At 62.1% G+C, this 16,662-nt stretch carries 14 protein-coding genes; 2 read left to right on the top strand and 12 right to left on the bottom strand.

Going from position 1 to position 16,662, the window contains the following annotated elements; all coding sequences use genetic code 11:
* The 12 genes from ACQY1L_RS18145 to ACQY1L_RS18090 are packed head-to-tail and all read right to left on the bottom strand — an operon-like array spanning position 1 to position 13,401.
* Positions 1-786 (bottom strand): enoyl-CoA hydratase, encoded by a 786-nt coding sequence (locus ACQY1L_RS18145; protein WP_430245364.1) that lies wholly within the window; start codon positions 784-786, stop codon positions 1-3.
* A gap of 1 nt (position 787) precedes the next feature.
* Positions 788-2,425 carry an acyl-CoA synthetase gene (locus ACQY1L_RS18140; protein ID WP_430245361.1) on the bottom strand — a complete coding sequence of 546 codons (1,638 nt, stop codon included), beginning with the start codon at positions 2,423-2,425 and terminating at the stop codon, positions 788-790.
* 43 nt (positions 2,426-2,468) lie between these two features.
* Positions 2,469-3,461: an MDR family oxidoreductase gene (locus tag ACQY1L_RS18135; RefSeq protein WP_430245359.1), complete on the bottom strand. Its 993-nt coding sequence runs from the start codon at positions 3,459-3,461 to the stop codon at positions 2,469-2,471.
* A 39-nt stretch (positions 3,462-3,500) separates the two neighbouring features.
* Complete coding sequence (locus ACQY1L_RS18130; RefSeq protein WP_430245357.1) at positions 3,501-3,890, bottom strand: rhodanese-like domain-containing protein; 390 nt, start codon at positions 3,888-3,890, stop codon at positions 3,501-3,503.
* A gap of 3 nt (positions 3,891-3,893) precedes the next feature.
* Positions 3,894-4,463, bottom strand: a complete 570-nt coding sequence (locus ACQY1L_RS18125; protein WP_430245355.1) for a peroxidase-related enzyme — start codon at positions 4,461-4,463, stop codon at positions 3,894-3,896.
* A gap of 29 nt (positions 4,464-4,492) precedes the next feature.
* A complete protein-coding gene (locus tag ACQY1L_RS18120) occupies positions 4,493-6,805 on the bottom strand; it encodes a molybdopterin-dependent oxidoreductase (protein ID WP_430245353.1) in 2,313 nt (770 codons plus the stop codon).
* Between the two features lie 36 nt (positions 6,806-6,841).
* Positions 6,842-8,392, bottom strand: coding sequence for an acetolactate synthase large subunit (locus ACQY1L_RS18115; protein WP_430245351.1), 1,551 nt, complete (start codon positions 8,390-8,392; stop codon positions 6,842-6,844).
* Positions 8,392-9,906, bottom strand: coding sequence for an FGGY family carbohydrate kinase (locus tag ACQY1L_RS18110; RefSeq protein WP_430245349.1), 1,515 nt, complete (start codon positions 9,904-9,906; stop codon positions 8,392-8,394). Before ACQY1L_RS18110 ends, ACQY1L_RS18115 begins: the two co-directional genes overlap by 1 nt.
* 18 nt (positions 9,907-9,924) lie before the next feature.
* Positions 9,925-10,599 carry a class II aldolase/adducin family protein gene (locus ACQY1L_RS18105; RefSeq protein ID WP_430245347.1) on the bottom strand — a complete coding sequence of 225 codons (675 nt, stop codon included), beginning with the start codon at positions 10,597-10,599 and terminating at the stop codon, positions 9,925-9,927.
* Positions 10,596-11,810 carry a CaiB/BaiF CoA transferase family protein gene (locus tag ACQY1L_RS18100; RefSeq protein ID WP_430245345.1) on the bottom strand — a complete coding sequence of 405 codons (1,215 nt, stop codon included), beginning with the start codon at positions 11,808-11,810 and terminating at the stop codon, positions 10,596-10,598. The genes ACQY1L_RS18105 and ACQY1L_RS18100 overlap by 4 nt, the downstream gene beginning before the upstream one ends.
* Positions 11,807-12,595 (bottom strand): CoA-transferase, encoded by a 789-nt coding sequence (locus ACQY1L_RS18095; protein ID WP_430245343.1) that lies wholly within the window; start codon positions 12,593-12,595, stop codon positions 11,807-11,809. The genes ACQY1L_RS18100 and ACQY1L_RS18095 overlap by 4 nt, the downstream gene beginning before the upstream one ends.
* Complete coding sequence (locus ACQY1L_RS18090) at positions 12,592-13,401, bottom strand: CoA transferase subunit A (protein ID WP_430259707.1); 810 nt, start codon at positions 13,399-13,401, stop codon at positions 12,592-12,594. The genes ACQY1L_RS18095 and ACQY1L_RS18090 overlap by 4 nt, the downstream gene beginning before the upstream one ends.
* Positions 13,402-13,696: 295 nt before the next feature.
* Between ACQY1L_RS18090 and ACQY1L_RS18085 the strand changes: the two genes are divergently transcribed.
* Both ACQY1L_RS18085 and ACQY1L_RS18080 read left to right on the top strand, forming a co-directional pair.
* Positions 13,697-14,866 (top strand): ABC transporter ATP-binding protein, encoded by a 1,170-nt coding sequence (locus ACQY1L_RS18085; protein ID WP_430245342.1) that lies wholly within the window; start codon positions 13,697-13,699, stop codon positions 14,864-14,866.
* Positions 14,863-16,653 carry an ABC transporter permease subunit gene (locus ACQY1L_RS18080; RefSeq protein ID WP_430245340.1) on the top strand — a complete coding sequence of 597 codons (1,791 nt, stop codon included), beginning with the start codon at positions 14,863-14,865 and terminating at the stop codon, positions 16,651-16,653. The genes ACQY1L_RS18085 and ACQY1L_RS18080 overlap by 4 nt, the downstream gene beginning before the upstream one ends.
* The last annotated feature ends 9 nt before the right edge of the window (positions 16,654-16,662 follow it).

The raw sequence follows: 16,662 nt of genomic DNA, 5'->3' as shown, positions 1-16,662 counted from the left end.
CTATTCCTGCATGATCGACCATTGCGGTCGCCGTTTCTGCAGGAAGGCGTCGATGCCTTCTCGCGCGTCGTCCAGCATCAGGTTGTCGGTCATGATCTGCGAGGCCAGCCGGTAGGCATCCTCGACCGAGAGTTGCGCCTGCGCCGCGAATGCCTGTTTGCCGATGCCGACGACCGTACCGGACTTCGAACCTATGTTTTTTGCCCACTGCAGGACTGTCGCCTCCAGTTCGGCATGTGGCACGGCACGATTGACAAGCCCGATCTCGACCGCCTTCTGCGCGTCGACGGTTTCGCCCGTCAACAGCATTTCCATCGCCGCCTTGCGGCCTACTGCCCGCGAAAGCGCCACCATCGGCGTCGAACAGAACAAGCCGATATTGACCCCCGGCGTCGCGAACCGCGTATCGTCGGCGCAGATCGCCAGATCGCAGGTGGCGACGAGCTGGCAGCCGGCAGCCGTGGCAATGCCGTGCACCTGAGCAATCACCGGCTGCGACAGGTTGCCGATGGTCAGCATCAGCCGCGAGCAGGTGTCGAAGATGCTGGCTGCGGCGCGGTCATCGCTGGCGCGCATTTCCTTCAGGTCATGGCCGGAGCAGAAAGCAGGCCCTTCGCCGCGCAGGATGACCACTCGCACGGAGCGATCTGCGCCAATCACCTCCAGCGTCTCGCAAAGCACGTCCATTAGGGCCAGCGACAGGGCATTGCGCTGGGCCGGGCGATTGAGAGTAAGCGTCGCGATGCCGTTCGCGTCGGAGCGGATCAGAAGATCGTCCGGAGTCATTTCAGAGATCCATCTTGCGCATTGCATACTTCTGGATCTTGCCAGTGGATGTCTTGGGAATCTCAGCGAAAGCGACGCGCGTTGGGCACTTGAACCGGGCGAGAAGCCCCCGGCAATGCTCGATCAGTTCCAGTTCGCTGGCCACACTCCCGGGCTTCAGCTCAACAACCGCGACGGGCGTTTCTCCCCATTTCTCGTGCGGCTTGGCGATCACGCCCACCACTGCCACCGCCGGATGTTTGTACAGGGCATCCTCGATCTCGATAGAAGAGATGTTCTCGCCTCCGGAAATGATGATGTCCTTGGAGCGGTCCTTGAGCTGCAGATAGCCATCAGGATGCATCACCCCAAGGTCGCCCGAATGGAACCAGCCAGCCGCAAAAGCGTCTTTGGTCGCCTGCGGATTTTTCAGGTAACCTTTCATGACGATATTGCCGCGCATCATCACTTCACCCAGCGTCTCTCCATCGGCGGGAACCCGTTCCATAGTCAGCGGGTCGAGCACCGCAAGATCGGCAAGCGTCAGATAGGACACACCCTGACGCGCCTTCTTGGCCGCCTTCTGTCCGCCATCCAGTGCGTCCCAGTCGGAATTCCATTCATTGACCACGGCCGGACCATAGGTTTCGGTTAGTCCGTAAATATGGGTGACCTCGAAACCAGCTTCTGCCATGGCGGCAAGGACCGCCTCGGGCGGCGGGGCGGCGGCGGTGTTGAAGGTCACGGTCTGGGAAAAGCTGCGGCGATCGGAGTCCACCGCATTGACCAGCGCTGACATCACGATCGGTGCGCCGCAGAGATGCGTGACGCCGTGATCGGCAATGGCGTCGTAGATGGATTTCGCCCGCACCCAGCGAAGGCAGACATGGGTTCCAGCCTGGACGGAGATCGCCCAAGGAAAGCTCCAGCCATTGCAGTGGAACATGGGCAGCGTCCACAGATAGATCGGATGCTTGCCCATGCCCGCATGGATATTGTTGGCCAGCGACGCCAGCGCGGCGCCTCGATGGTGGTAGACCACGCCTTTGGGACTGCCGGTGGTGCCGGACGTGTAGTTCAGCGAAATGGCATCCCATTCGTCTGACGGCGTCGTCCAGGCGAAGACCTCCTCGCCACCTGCGAGAAATTTCTCATAGGTAAGGTCGCCGATCGTGGCCGCCCTCGGAAAGGGCGCATCGGCCGGATATTCCGTATCCTCGAAATCGATCACCAGCGGCGTGACCTTGGCGTTTGCAAGAGCCTGCTTCATCACGCCGGAAAACTCCGTATCGACGATGACCACCCTGGATTCCGCATGATCGAGCTGGAATGCAATGCTGTCGGCATCAAGCCGTGTGTTGATGGAGTGCAGTACCGCGCCGTTGGCCATCGGCACGCCGTAGTGAGCCTCCAGCATGGGTGGCGTGTTCGACAGCATCACCGTCACAGTATCGCCCTTGCCGATGCCGTGCTGCGACAATGCGGAGGCCAGTCGCTGGCAGTTGGTCCAGAACTGCGCATAGCTGATCTGCCGTGATCCATGGATCACGGCGATGCGGCTGGGAAAGGTGCGCGCCGCCCGTTCCAGATACGTGATGGGCGTCATCGCTCTGTGATTGGCCCCGCAGCGCTCAAGGCCGTCCTCGTACTTGTTCGTCATCGCAACCCTCCCAGATGCACTCAAGCTGCCGGTTTGTGGAACCCTATGCAACCTTGATGACGACGCGTCCGCGGATTTTGCCGGCCACGATGGCCTCTGCCAGAGCCGGGAGATTGCTCATCGGCTCCACGGTCGTCATTTCCGCAAGCTTGGCGGCATCCAGGCTTTCAGCAAGGAGCTGCCAGGCGCGCTGCCGCTTGGCATGCGGCGCCATGACGGAATCGATTCCGAGCAGCGCCACGCTGCGCAGGATATGCGGCAACACCGTTCCGGGAAGATCGGCACCGCCCGCCAGTCCGCAGGCGGTGATACCACCGCCATAGACCGTCTGGGCCAGCACATTGGCAAGCGTGATCGAACCCACCGTATCGACGCCACCGGCCCAGCGTTCCTTCTGGAGACCACCGCCCTTCTCAGACAAGGCCGCACGATCCACGAAGGACGTCGCGCCGAGCGACGTCAGGTAGTCATGGGTCTCGGGACGACCAGTCGAGGCGGTGACGGTGTAGCCGCGCCGCGACAAAAGCGAGATCGCAACCGACCCGACACCGCCCGCCGCACCGGTGACCACCACCTCACGTCCGCCCTTTTCGATCACGCCCCAGTCTTCGAGCGCGTTGACGCAAAGCGCCGCCGTATAGCCAGCGGTGCCGACCGCCATGGCCTGCTCGAAGCTCAGCGCCTCCGGCAGGCGGATCAGCCACTCCGGCTTCAGACGCTGGAACCGGGCATACCCGCCCCATTCGGTCTCGGACAGGCCCCAGCCGTTGACGACGACGCGGTCGCCTTGCTTCCAGTCGCCGGAGCGGGACTCCATCACCGTGCCAGCCAGATCGATCCCCCCGACCATCGGCAGCCGGCGCGCGATGCGGCCCTTGCCCGCAATCGCGAGACCGTCTTTGTAATTCAGGCTGGAATATTCGATTTCGACCAAAACGTCGTGGTCCGGCAGGGCATCGATCGAGAGCTCGCGCAAAGCCGCTTTCGGCTTGCCGTCGACGTCCTCAATCATCATGGCGGTGAAGGTCTGGGTCATCTCGTGTCTTTCGTTTTCAAATCTTGCTCATTGGAAAAATCAGCGCGGCTTGCGCTCCGCGACCGGTTTTCCGGCCGCCTTCCAGGCGCTGAAACCACCGCGCATGCTGCGCGATTGCAGCCCCATCTCCTGCGCCGTGCGCGCCGCCAGCAGCGACCGCCAGCCGGAAGCGCAGTAGAAGACGAAGGTCTTGTCTTCAGCGAAAACCGGCTTGTGATAGGGGCTTTCCGGATCGATCCAGAATTCCAGCATGCCGCGCGGGGCGTGGACAGCATGTTCGATCATGCCCTCCCGCTCCAGCTCGCGCACATCGCGGATATCAACCAGAACGAGATCGCTTTCGCCCGCCTGTGCCGAAACCTCCTCCACATCCACGGAGGTGACAACCGCGTCTGCCTCCGCCAGCATATCCTTGTAGCCTTTCTGCATGGCTCAGCGTCCCAGCGAATAGAACTCGTCGTTCGGGCGCATGCTGGTGACATTGGCCAGCCGGTTCGACATCCCGAAAAATGCCGAGATCGCCGTAATGTCCCACGCATCGTCATCGGTGAAATCATGCGACTTCAGGATGGCGATATCTTCGTCTCCGACCTCGTAGGCGCGGGTCGAAACCTTCATGGCGAAATCGATCATCGCCATCTGCCGCGGAGTGATATCGGCCTTGCGATAGTTGATCGCCACCTGATCCGCCATCAGCGGGTTCTTCGCGCGGATGCGCAGGATCGCGCCATGTGCCACGACACAATACTGGCACTGGTTGGCATTGCTGGTCGCCACCACGATCATCTCGCGCTCGGCCTTGGTGATGTTGCCGGGCTTGTCCATCAGCGCATCATGATAGGCGAAAAACGCCCTGAACTCATCCGGTCGATAGGCGAGCGTCAGGAATACGTTCGGCACGAAACCGGATTTCTCCTGCACGGCAAGGATCCGGTCACGGATATCCTCGGGCAGATCCTTGATCTCGGGTACCGGGAAACGGCTGATTGCTGGGGCGTTCATAATATCCTCCTCCAAAGATGGTCATTCTTTTAGCTGCCGACGGAAACCGACAGCTCCTGCTGGTAATGGGCAATGGCATCCGGCACATCGCCGACATAGGGCTCGATGCTGACGACGCAGGTATGCGCCGAGCAGCCCTGCCCGAATTTCGATGTTGGAACGTCGAGCGTCAGCACGTTGGGATTGCCCGAGATCTCGAGCCCGTTATTACCGGTCGGCGTGAACCAGGCTCCGGTCGGCAGCACCACGACGCCCGGTCGCACGCTGTCGGTCACATCGGCGGTCGCCAAGCACTGGCCGCGGTCGTTCCACAACCGCACCGTCTGGTCCGGCCCGATACCGAATCGCGCCGCATCCTCCGGGTTGACGCGAACGACCTCCCGTCCGTTCTTCTTGTGCCGGCGGCTTTCCGATCCGGTTTCGAGCTGGCTGTGAAGCCGCCCGGCCGGCTGGTGCGACACCAGATGCAGCCGGTTTTCCGGATTAACGGTTCCGAGCCATTCGGCCGGTTCGATCCAGGCCGGGTGGCTGCGGCAGTCGTCGTAATCCAGCTTTTCCAGCAGCTTGCTGCCGAGCACGATCCTGCCGGACTCGGTCGCCAGGGGATGCGCTTCCGGGTCCGCCCGATAGTCATCGAGATAGGTGTGGTTCTCCTTCACCGGCACCCGGGCGTAACCCTGTTGCCAAAAGGTGTCGAAGTCCGGCATGGCAAAATCGAGCCGGTCCTTGGCGTCCTTGCGCGACAGTTCGAAGACATGCCGGATCCAGCCCATTTCGTCGCGGCCTTCATTGAAGGCATCGCCGACACCAAGCTTTTCCGCAAGGCCGTTGAAGATGTCGAAATCGGAACGGGACTCACCGATCGGCGAGATCGCCTGATGCATGGCCAGGATAAAGTCGGAGCGTTTGTTGCCTGCCAGATCATTCCGCTCGATCGAGGTCGATGCCGGGAGGATAATGTCGGCGCGACGGACGGTCGGCGTGAACATCGGGTCCTGCACGATGATCGTTTCCGGCCGCTGCCAGCCTTCCATCAGCCGGTTCAGGTCCTGATGGTGATGGAACGGGTTGCCACCAGCCCAATAGACCAGTTTCGCGTCCGGATAGGTTCGCTCGTTGCCCTCATAGCTGTAGACCTTGCCCGGATTGAGCAGCATATCGGTGATCCGCGCGACCGGAATAAAACTGTCGATCGCCTTGCGTCCGGCAGACATGGCCGGCGACTTTCCGATGCCGAAGGGCGCGCCGACACCGCCGAGCGAAGCATAACCGTAACCGACACCGCCGCCCGGCAGGCCGATCTGTCCAGCCACCGCGGCCAGACCCAGCCCGGCCCAGAACGGCTGTTCGCCGTGATGCGCTCGCTGTAGGCTCCAGCTGACAGTGATCATACTACGGGTTTTGACCATCACCTTGGCAAGTTCGGCAATCCTGTCGCGATCAAGCCCGGTGATCCGCGATGCCCAGCGGGCATCCTTGCGCTCGCCGTCGCTCTTGCCGGTCAGATAATCAAGGAACGTGTCGGAGCCGCTGCAGCAGCGCTCCAGGAACTCGGCATCATGGGCATCGGCTTCGACGATCTCGCCGGCCAGACCGAGCATCAGCGCCGTATCGGTATTAGGCCGGATCGGCCACCATTCGGCGTCGATCCAGTCCGGCAGATCATCCTTGAGCGGTGACACGAGAATGACCCGGACATTTCGCTCGGCGATCCGCTGGAGATAGCCTTCGAGCCTGTGCGCGCCCACTCCGCCGGCCTCGCTTTGCGCTGTGCGCGGCGACAGCGACCCGAACACGATCAGCGTTTCCGTATGCTCGCTGATGCCGTCCAGCGTGTTCGCCTGACCGCCGCAGGCTACATCGCTGCCCAGTGTGTGGCGCAGGATAACGGGACCGGCGGCAATGCTGTAGGTATCCACATGGCCGGTAAAACCGCCCACCAGATTGAGTGTCCGCTTCAACAACGTCGAGGCGTGATGGAACCGGCCGCAACTAGTCCAGCCGTAGGAGCCGGCAAAGATCGACTCATTGCCGTAAGTGCTACCCACACGGGTGATCTCGCCCGCCACCAGATCCAAAGCCTCGTCCCAGCTGACGGGAACAAAGGTTTCGCGGCCACGGCCACTTGTATCGCTTTTCTCGCGCTGTTCCAGCCATCCGGAGCGCACCATCGGCCGCAGCACGCGGCGTTCCGGGTTGGCCCATTCCTTGACTGAGTAGATGATCGGCGAAGGCGCCGGATCATGCGCGAACGGTTCGGCGCCGATGATCTCCTCGCCATCCACCAGAAGGGTGTAGGCGCCCCAATGGCTGCAATGCGGAATTCGCTTGATGTCACCCATGTCGCTGCACCTTGCCTTGGTCTGGAATCGACTTGTTCATATCACGGCCTCGATCAGGAAAGGCCCTTTTCGCCCGCAGGCGCTCTTCAGGATATCTGCGAATTCCCCGGCCGACTCTGCCCGCGCCGCGTCGACGCCCATGCTGTTGGCCATGCCCACCCAGTCAAGCGTCGGGTCGACGAGATCAAGCATCCGGCTGGCATTGTGACCGGCGGCCCCCGCCCCGACATTGATCAACTCGCTATGCAGGATCTGGTAGCGCCGGTTGGCAAAGACGATGGTCAGCGTATCCAGTCTTTCGCGTGCCTGCGTCCATAGCGCCTGCACCGTGTACATGCCGCTGCCATCCGCCTGCAGGCCGATCACCTTGCGATCCGGGCAGGCAATCGCTGCCCCAGTGGCCAGCGGAAATCCCATGCCGATCGCACCACCGGTCAGTTGCAGAAAATCGTGCGGTTCGGCGCCGTGGGTGTGGCGGAAGAAATCCCGGCCGGACGACACCGACTCGTCGCATATGATCGCATTTGCCGGCATGTAATGAGCAAGCGCGATCGAAATCGCCTGCGGCGTCAGGGTCCCGGCCGGCATCTTCGGCTTTTCGCGGGATGCCAGCAATGGCGACGCCGAGGCAGAGACGCCCAACTCGTCCGCCAGCATGGCGATCGCCTGCGGGATATCTGTCGATTCCGGCGCGAGATCGAGCACGGCGCAGGCATCCGGCAACATGCTGCTCGGCTTACCCGGATAGGCAAAAAAACCGACCGGAGCCTTCGCGCCGATCAGGATCACCTGCTCGGTCTGAGCAAAACACGCGACCGCCTGGTCGATCACATAGGGCACGCGATCCACCGGCACCCGACCGGCGCCGCGCTGCATGCGCGCATTCGATTGCTGCGCCAGCAACCGCGTCCCGGTCGCGATCGCGATCCGGCTGAGAATTTCGAGGTTCTTTTCCCGCAAGGCCAGACCCGAAACGAGGATCGTCGTACTCTTGCCTGACCGCAGAGCCTCCACTGCCTGAAGCAGGACGGCAGCCTCAGGCCTCGACGCGCCGGCAAGCTCGGCGGCGGCAGGGATCGGCACAGTAATTTCACCCCAGGCGGTATCTGCTGGAAGGATCAGCGTCGATATCCTTCCCGGCGGCGTTCGCGCGGCGACGATGGCCTCGCTGGTCGCTCGCCCCACCTCGTCGGCGGCATCGATCCGCCCGACCCAGCCGGACATCGGCCGAGCGAGCGATTCGATGTCGGAGGTCAGGGGTGCATCATATTTCAGATGATAGGTCGCATGGTCGCCGACGATATTGACGATCGGTGTATTGGCCCGCCGCGCATTGTGCAGGTTGGCAAGCCCATTGGCGAGGCCCGGTCCCAGATGCAGCAGCGTCGCGGCCGGTTTGTCGGCCATCCGCGCATAGCCGTCGGCAGCCCCCGTCACGACGCCCTCGAACAGACCAAGCACGCAGCGCAACTTCGGCTGTCGGTCGAGTGCCGCGACAAAATGCATTTCCGACGTGCCCGGATTGGCGAAGCAGACGTCGATTTCGTTTGCGAGCAAAGTTTCGCACAGGAGGTCGGCACCGTTCATCAGGCATTGTCCTTGGTCTGTTGGGCGCTCAGTTTGGCCAGCGCCGAAAGTTCCGCCCATTGTGGCTCGATCGCCCCCACCAGAGTGAGGAACAGCTCGTATTTGCGCGCCGCATATTCGGCGACAGCACCTGTCTCCGGAACGGCCACATCATCGGCGCGGCCGATCCAGTCATCGTCGAGACTTTGTCTGGAGGCGCCGAGCAGATGCATCGCCCCCAAGGCGCCGACACCCTTGAGACTGGCATGGCCGGTGGTGGTGCGATGCACGGCGCGCCCTGTAGCCGTGGCCATGAACGCGGCAAACGCCGTATCCGCCGCGAGCCCGCCGCCCAGCGCGATGTCACCGGCGCCTTCGCTCATCATGTCGTGGCTCTTGCGGGCAACGAAAACCAGCGCCTCGCGCGCCGCCCAGGCCACCTGCTCATGCGTCGTCGCCGATGTCAGTCCGACCATCGCGCCCTTGGCATGCGGCGTTGTATAGGGCGAACGCTCGCCGCCGGGTTCGAAGAACGGGTGCACGACAAGACTGGAAAAAGACGGTTTTGAACCGCGTGCGAGGTCCGGTCGGCCGGTCAGCCGTGCCACGTGTTCGAACAGGGTCGTGCCGTTGAAACTCGGATAGGAGCAGAAATATCCGCCGATCGCAAAAGGCTGGATCAGCGCGCCCGACGGCTTGTTACGGATTTCCGCGGGGTCATCGACAAGGCTGGCATGGATGGCGCTGGTGCCGAACACCGAACAGCGAGCGACTTCGTCGCGCAGGCCGAGGCCAAGCCCGATCATGCTCGCCTGCACATCGCCCGGCCCCATCAGCACCGGCAAACCGACAGGCAGACCGAGATCCGTTGCCAGATCATTTGACAGCGTCGCGACACATTCGCCGATCGGCTGCATCTCGGGAACAAGCGATGTGCCCCGCTTCAGCCCCAGAACCTGGTCGATCTCGGGCACCAGCGCGCCGCTGCGCCAACTCCCCCAGGTATGCAGCAGCGACGTCGGTTCGGCCCGTACTTCTCCCGTCAGGCAGAGGAACAGCCATTCCTTGATCCGCATCACATGCGCGATCTGGTTGTAACGTTCCGGTTGGTTGCGCTGCAGCCACAGCAGCTGAACGCTCTGGGCCGCCGCCGTCGGTCGCACCGAAGTCAGCTGTTCAACGCCGGTCAGCACACATCGTTCGTTCAGTTCCGACACCAGCGAGGCGCTGCGGCCGTCCAGCCATGTCATCGCCCGACCGACAGGTTCGCCATGCCGGTCAACCGGCCACAGCCCGTCGCCCTGACCGGTCACCACCAGGCCGATCGCCGTACCCTGCGTTTGGGAGACACAGTCCTTCAGCACCGCAAGCGCATCGTCCAGCGATACCAGCATGTCCTGCTCGACCTTCAACCCGTCGCGGCGCAGGGCGCCGTTGGCCCGCTGCGCCACGGCGATCAGCCGGCCGCGCGTATCGAACGCGGCAGCCTTGACTGTTGTTGTGCCTGAATCGAGGCAGAAGATCAGATCGTCCACGGAATTTGCCTTTTGAGGTCAGGATGCGTGCCGCAGGCCTTCGAGCGCCGTACTGCTCTGCTGGCCGTAGGTCTTGAACTTTTCCAGCACCGCCGCGATCTGGTCGTCGGTCAGCACCGGCGGTTCACCGAACGGCAGGCACAGCAGATATTGATGCGCTAGTTCCTCGACGGTCACGGCCAGAGCTAGAGCCCTTGCGATAGACACGTGCCCGGCGATCACCCCGTGATGCGCCATCAGGCAGGCACGCCGGCCTTTCAACGCTTCCACCACCCGGTCGGCCAGCTCCTGCGATCCGAAGATTTCGTAAGGCGCGCAGCGGATCGACGGGCCACCGGCACCGGCAATCGCGTAATGGATAGCCGGAATGTCCTTTTCCAGAATGCTCACCGAGGTCGCATAGGTCGAATGGGTGTGCACCACCGCCTGCAGATCAGGCCGTGCCATCAGGATATCACGGTGAAAACGCCACTCGCTGGAGGGCAGAACGTCGCCCTTGTAACTTGCGTCCCACTGCATGGCGACCACATGGTCCGGCATCAGCTTGTCATACGGAATACCGGTCGGCGAGATCAGGAAACCGTCACCATGACGGACGCTGATATTGCCGGACGTACCCTTGTTGATGCCAAGCCGGTTCATGGCCCGGCAGGATTCGATCACTTCGGTGCGGAGAGAAAGTTCGTCGCTCATGCGGTTTTCGCCCTGTTTGGGATATTGGCTTCGTGGCCGGGCAAAACGTCGGCATAACGCTCGGCTTCGACACCGTATTCCTGGAGAATTTCCGACGTGTGCTGGGCATAACCCGGCGGCTTCATGCGGTAGCTGGCCGGTGTGCGCGACATCTTGATCGGGCTTCCGGTGCCGCGAAAGTCATCGATATCGATCACCATCTCGCGGTGGATCGTATGCGGATCGGCCACCACCTGATCGATGCTGCGCACCGCGCCGCAAGGCACACCCGCCTCGATCAGATCCTTGGCAATGGCCTTGCATTCGAACGAGGACAGGCCAAGTTCAAGTTCCATTTTCAAAGCATCACGATTGTTGTTGCGGTGTTCATTGGTGGAAAATTTCGGATCATCCGGCAGATCCCGCCGGCCGATCATCTTGCACAGGATGACGAACTGGCGGTTATTGCCGACTGCCAGGAAGATCGGATCGGTTGCTGTCGCGAACGTATCGTAGGGGCAGATATTCGGATGCGCATTGCCGGACGTGCCGGGAACCTTGCCCGAAAGATAATAATTGGGCAGATGCGGGTGCAGCAGGGAAATGCCGCAGTCATAAAGCGTCGTTTCGATGAACTGGCCCTTGCCGCTGACGTTGCGCTCGTTGAGCGCCATGGTAATGCCGATGACCGCGTTGAGGCCCGTCACCATATCCACCACCGGCAGACCGACCCGCAGCGGATCGCCGCCGCGTTCGCCATTGACACTCATGATTCCGCACGCCGCCTGGATCGCCGCGTCGTAACCCGGCAGACCACCCAGCGGACCATCTCCGCCGAAGCCGGAAATCCGGCAATGCACCAGCCTCGGAAACCGCTCCGTCATCATCTCCCGTGTCAAACCCCACCTCTCCGAGGTTCCGGCCTTGAAGTTTTCGATCAGGACATCGGCAGTTTCAAGCAGGTGCAGCAACAGTTCCTGTCCAGCCGGTTTCGACATGTCGAGCGCCATGCCCCGCTTGTTGCGGTTCAGCCCGAGAAAATAGCTGGCGGCACCATCATGAAAGGGAGGCCCCCAGCCGCGCGTCTCGTCACCTCCTGGCGGCTCCACCTTAATCACATCGGCGCCATGATCCGCCAGAACCTGACCGGCATAGGGACCACCCAGAACGCGGCTGGCATCGATCACCTTCAATCCGGACAACGAGCCCATATTCGGTATCTGTGCTGTCATGCTCTCATTCCCATTGTTTCTATGGCCGGTCCCGATTGCATAGCGATATCGCGGCGCATCTGGATGGCAAATTCCGGGTAGGTCTCGGCAAGCTCGTCGAGAACGCGGCCCCGCAGCAGATCGAAGGCGACTTCGTCGGGACCGGACGTCGTCTCCGGTTTCTCGGCATGTTCGAACGAAAATCCGGTCGCCTCGGTGACATCAGCCAGGTCGCTGCCGTCATGCACGCTCTGCAGCGTGAAACCCGGCCGTTGCTTGTCGAACTGGAACAGCGCCTTGCTGGTCAAAAGCGCATAAGGCCCGCCGGTACGATAGACACCCGGCTCGCTGGTGCCCGGCGCGCTGATGAAATCCACCTTGTCGACAAACACCCGCGGCGAATGTTCCTCACGAAACAGGATGACGCGCGGCACGACGAAATAGAGATAGGCCGAACCGAACGATCCCGGCCAGCGCACGCTGGACTGGGGATACTCTCCGACACCCACGAGATTGACATTGCCCTCGCCATCGATCTGGCCACCGCCGAGAAAGAACGCATCGATCCGGCCCTGCCCCGCACAATCGAACAGCTCCACCGACCCGTTGGTGAAAAAATTGTGTTCGACCGAACCGAGGATCGAGATGCGGACCTGCTCTTTCTGCTGATGCTCATTCAAGGCGCGGCGCAACATGGCGCCGGCGGCCGGCATCGGCGACGAGGCGCCGACAGCCACATGCCGCACGCCATCAAGGAGCCGGGCAATGGTGTAAATCAGGGTTTCACGGGGAAGCGACGTTCTCATTGCGCCGGCTCCAACAGCTTGGACGCCATATAGTCGGCAAAACCTTCGGCACTGCGGCCCGCCTTGGCATAGGTCAGCAACTCTGCCGCGTCGACAGGATATTCGCCCCACAGGCCGTAGGGCCAGGCACCCCGCGGTGCAAGCCCGATATGATCGACATAAAGCGCCGGCAGGACACCCGCAGCACTCTGTTCGTCGGCCAGCAGGCTGTGATCGACGATCCTCTCGACCGTGACTATGGTCCGGGCCGAGGCATAGGCCATGCTGGCAAGCTCACGCCGACGGCCGATCCAGACATTGCCGAACCGGTCCGCAACGGCGGCGTGGAAGATCGCGATATCGGGGTGAATGGCGGGTATTAGAACCACCGGATCCGGGGTTTCCGCGAAAGGATTGTCGATCACCTTCCAGTCCGGCCGGTTGGCGAGAACGTCGGTGCCGATCAGCCCGCGCATGGCGGTGAAAGGACTGCCCTTCTGGGCGGCCAGCAATCCTGCATGGATGGCCGGGCATGTGGCATCGTGAATGGTAATCGCTCCATCCTTGACCGCCTGGTTGAAGCGCGGCGCACCACCGGCCTCGCCAAGCGACATCGCACTTGTTTCGACGGACGCGATCAACCCGGCGCCGATCAGCATATCCGCCTGCAGACCGCCGGTCGGCACACAGACAAGCCGCAGGTTGCGGGCGCCATTGTCGATCAGCGGCCTCGTCATCGCCATCGACACACCCGCGTAATCCACCGGCAGCGCAATGCGCATGCCATCCGTCACCTGTCGTGCAAGTTCGTGCAGATCCTTCAGCACACTGTCCTCCAACCATGCCGGCCAGAACCGGCTTTTTGCTGCAATACCTCGTCAAGGGTCCTCCACTGCAGCAAGCTGTTCCGATTAGCGTTCCACTATATAGAACATCATTCCGAAAAATAAGGTACGCTCCGGCTCGGGTGTCTGTCAATCACCGTTTCGCACTCTCTCACCAACAGTGGCGTTTCAGGCCTCTCTTTCATTCGTCGGCTCAACCCGCTTGACAAGTGAGATATCCAGAATAAGCTGTTTATGAAATATCGTTCTAAATATTAGAACACGTGGGGAGGAGACCATGGCAGATAATTCGACGTGGCGCGCAGAGCGCCGCGAGGGTTCGCACGACTCGCAAAACACCACCGTGCCGGCATCAGGACAGAAATCAGCCATCGCACCCGCCATCGGCGCCAGCATCCAAATAGACCATGTCGGCAAGACCTATGGCAGTTTCGTCGCGGTGGACGATGTCGCCATGGACATCGCAGCCGGTGAGTTCATCACCCTGCTCGGCCCCAGCGGCAGCGGCAAGACCACATTGCTGAACCTCGTTGCAGGTTTCCAGAAGGTAAATTCCGGCCAGATCCTGGTGGATGGCAAACCGGTCCAGCATGTCCCCCCGCACAAACGCGGTTTCGGCATGGTGTTCCAGAGCTATGCACTGTTTCCGAACATGACCGTGACCCAGAACGTCGCCTTTCCGATGCGCATGGCCGGCGTCAATCGCCAGACCACGGAGCGGCGCGTTGCCGAAACGCTGGAAGTGATGCGGCTTTCGGAACATGCCAACAAGATGCCGAACCAGATGAGCGGCGGCCAGCAGCAACGCGTGGCGATTGCCCGCGCCATCGTCATGCGGCCGCGCGTGGTGCTGATGGACGAGCCGCTCAGCGCGCTCGACCGTCGCCTGCGTGAATCGATCCAGATCGAGATCCGTGAACTGCACCGCACGATCGGCAGCACCATCCTGTTCGTCACCCATGATCAGGGCGAGGCCCTGACGCTCAGCGACCGTATCGCCGTGCTGGATGCGGGCCGCATCGTGCAGGTCGCGAGCCCGGTGGAAATCTACCGCCATCCCGCCACCAAGTTCGTCGCGTCTTTCGTCGGCGAATCCAATCTGATCGATGCCGAACTGGTGCAACGCCGCGGCACTCGCCTGGTGCTGAAGAACCGCGCCGGTTTCACCTTTGAAGCCGAAAGCCGCAATCCTGACATGGTCGGCCGCGCCACTGTTCTGGTTCGCCCGGAGCGCATTGCCATCAGCAATACGCCTTCACCCAACGCGCTTCCCGTCACCGTCACATCCGCACTGTTCCTCGGCGAACTCTTGCGCATCGAGGCGGAGATGGAGGGCGGTGAAAAGCTGCTGATCCGTTGCGCCGATACTTACGCAAGGCGCCTGCCCGATATCGGCGAAAAGCTCTTTGCGAGCTGGGATGCGGAAGATTGCTGGGTGCTGTCATGACCATGGCTGCAACCGACCTCCAGACAATCAAACCACAAGCGGCGAGCCTGTCGGAACGGCTGAAGAACCCGGCCCTGCTGCTGGTGCCGGCCGCCGCCTTCCTGGCCTTCATCTATGTCTGGCCGCTGATCGACCTGTTCCGCCTCAGCGTCGGCGGCGAAACCTGGACCACCCATTTCGAACGAGTGTTCTCGGTCCCGCTCTACTGGCAGTCGCTGGTGCGCACCATGCAGATTTCGTTCACCGTGGCGGGCCTTTGCCTGGTGTTCGGTTATCCGACGGCGCTGCTCATCCACCGCAGCCGCGGCATCGTTCAGGTGCTGATCGCAACCGCAGTTGTGTTGCCCTATTTTATCGCCATCCTGATCCGCACCTATGCCTGGATGGTGCTGCTCGGCCGCAACGGGCCGCTCAACAAGATGGCAATGTGGCTCGGCATATCCGATGAACCGGCACAGTTGCTGTTCAACCGCGGCAGCGTGCTGCTCGGCATGACCGCTGTGCTGTTGCCGCTGATGGTGCTCAGCATCTATTCCAGCATTTCGCGCATCGACCAGAGCCTGACCCGGGCGGCCCTTGCCAGCGGCGCCGGCCCGATCGCCGTCTTCTGGCGTGTGCTTCTGCCACTGACCATGCCGGGCATGGGTGCCGGTTTCCTGCTGGTGTTCGTCACGGCGCTCGGCTTCTTCATCACGCCTACCCTGCTTGGTGGCCCCGGCGACCAGATGTTTGCCATGCACATCACGCAGCAGGCGGACTTCCTCACCAGCGAAGGCTTTTTGCAGGCGCTGGCCGTGGTGCTGCTGCTGATCACCCTGATCGTCGTCGGCATTGCCGGGAAATTCCTCGGCTTCGAATTCATCTGGGGTGGCGGCAAGCTGACCGATGCCAGACCGACGATCGGCAAGGCCAGCAAGGCGGCGCGTGGCAACTCGCTCGGCATGATCGCCGCCGACACGATCGGCTGGCCCTTGCTGCGCCTGCTCGGCAAGCTTCCCGCCAGCGCCGGCGAATGGACGGTGCGCGCAATGGGCGGACTGGTGATCCTGACGCTGATCCTGCCGATCGTCGTCGTCATCATCATCTCGTTCAGCAGCGCCAGCTTCCTGACCTTCCCACCACCCGGCCTGTCCTTGCGCTGGTACGAGAAGTTCTTCTCGGATTCGGAATGGATGGCGGCGTTCACCTCATCCCTGACGATCGCCGCCATGTCCGCCTGCATGGCAATCGTTCTCGGCGCCTCGGCGGCGATGGGCATCGTCCGCAGCTCGATCAGGGGCAAGACGGCGATCATGCTGTTGCTGGTCAGCCCGATCATCGTGCCGCCGGTGGTGCTCGGCCTGTCGCTTTACAGCCTGTTCCTGCATTTCGACCTGATCGGTTCGATGTTCGGGCTTGCCGGTGCGCATGCGATCGGCGGCATTCCGCTGGTCGTGGTGATCATCGCCGCCAGCCTGCAGGGCGTCGACACCAAACTCGAACAGGCCGCCGCCATCCACGGTGCTTCGCCGATCACGGTGTTTCGCAAGGTGACGCTGCCGGCAATCGCGCCGGGGCTCTCGGCCGCCACCTTCTTCGCCTTTCTGCATTCATTCGATGAACTCGTGCTGTCGCTTTTCCTGTCGAGCGCGCAGCTGAAGACACTGCCCCTGCGTTTGTGGGCAGACGTGAACTACCAGCTCAATCCCGTGCTCGCCGTCGTGTCGACACTGGAAGTTCTGCTGGTCGTCGGTGGCATCCTGCTCGCGCGGCCGGTCCTGGCCGGCCCCAAGCGTGCCGTCGTGTGACACCGCATA

Origin of the sequence: Neorhizobium sp. DAR64862/K0K3, from assembly GCF_050500185.1 — a bacterium.
In the GTDB taxonomy this organism is placed as follows: domain Bacteria; phylum Pseudomonadota; class Alphaproteobacteria; order Rhizobiales; family Rhizobiaceae; genus Neorhizobium; species Neorhizobium soli.
The sequence above is the reverse complement of the archived record's forward strand: the minus strand, read 5'-3'. Positions and strand labels throughout refer to the sequence as shown.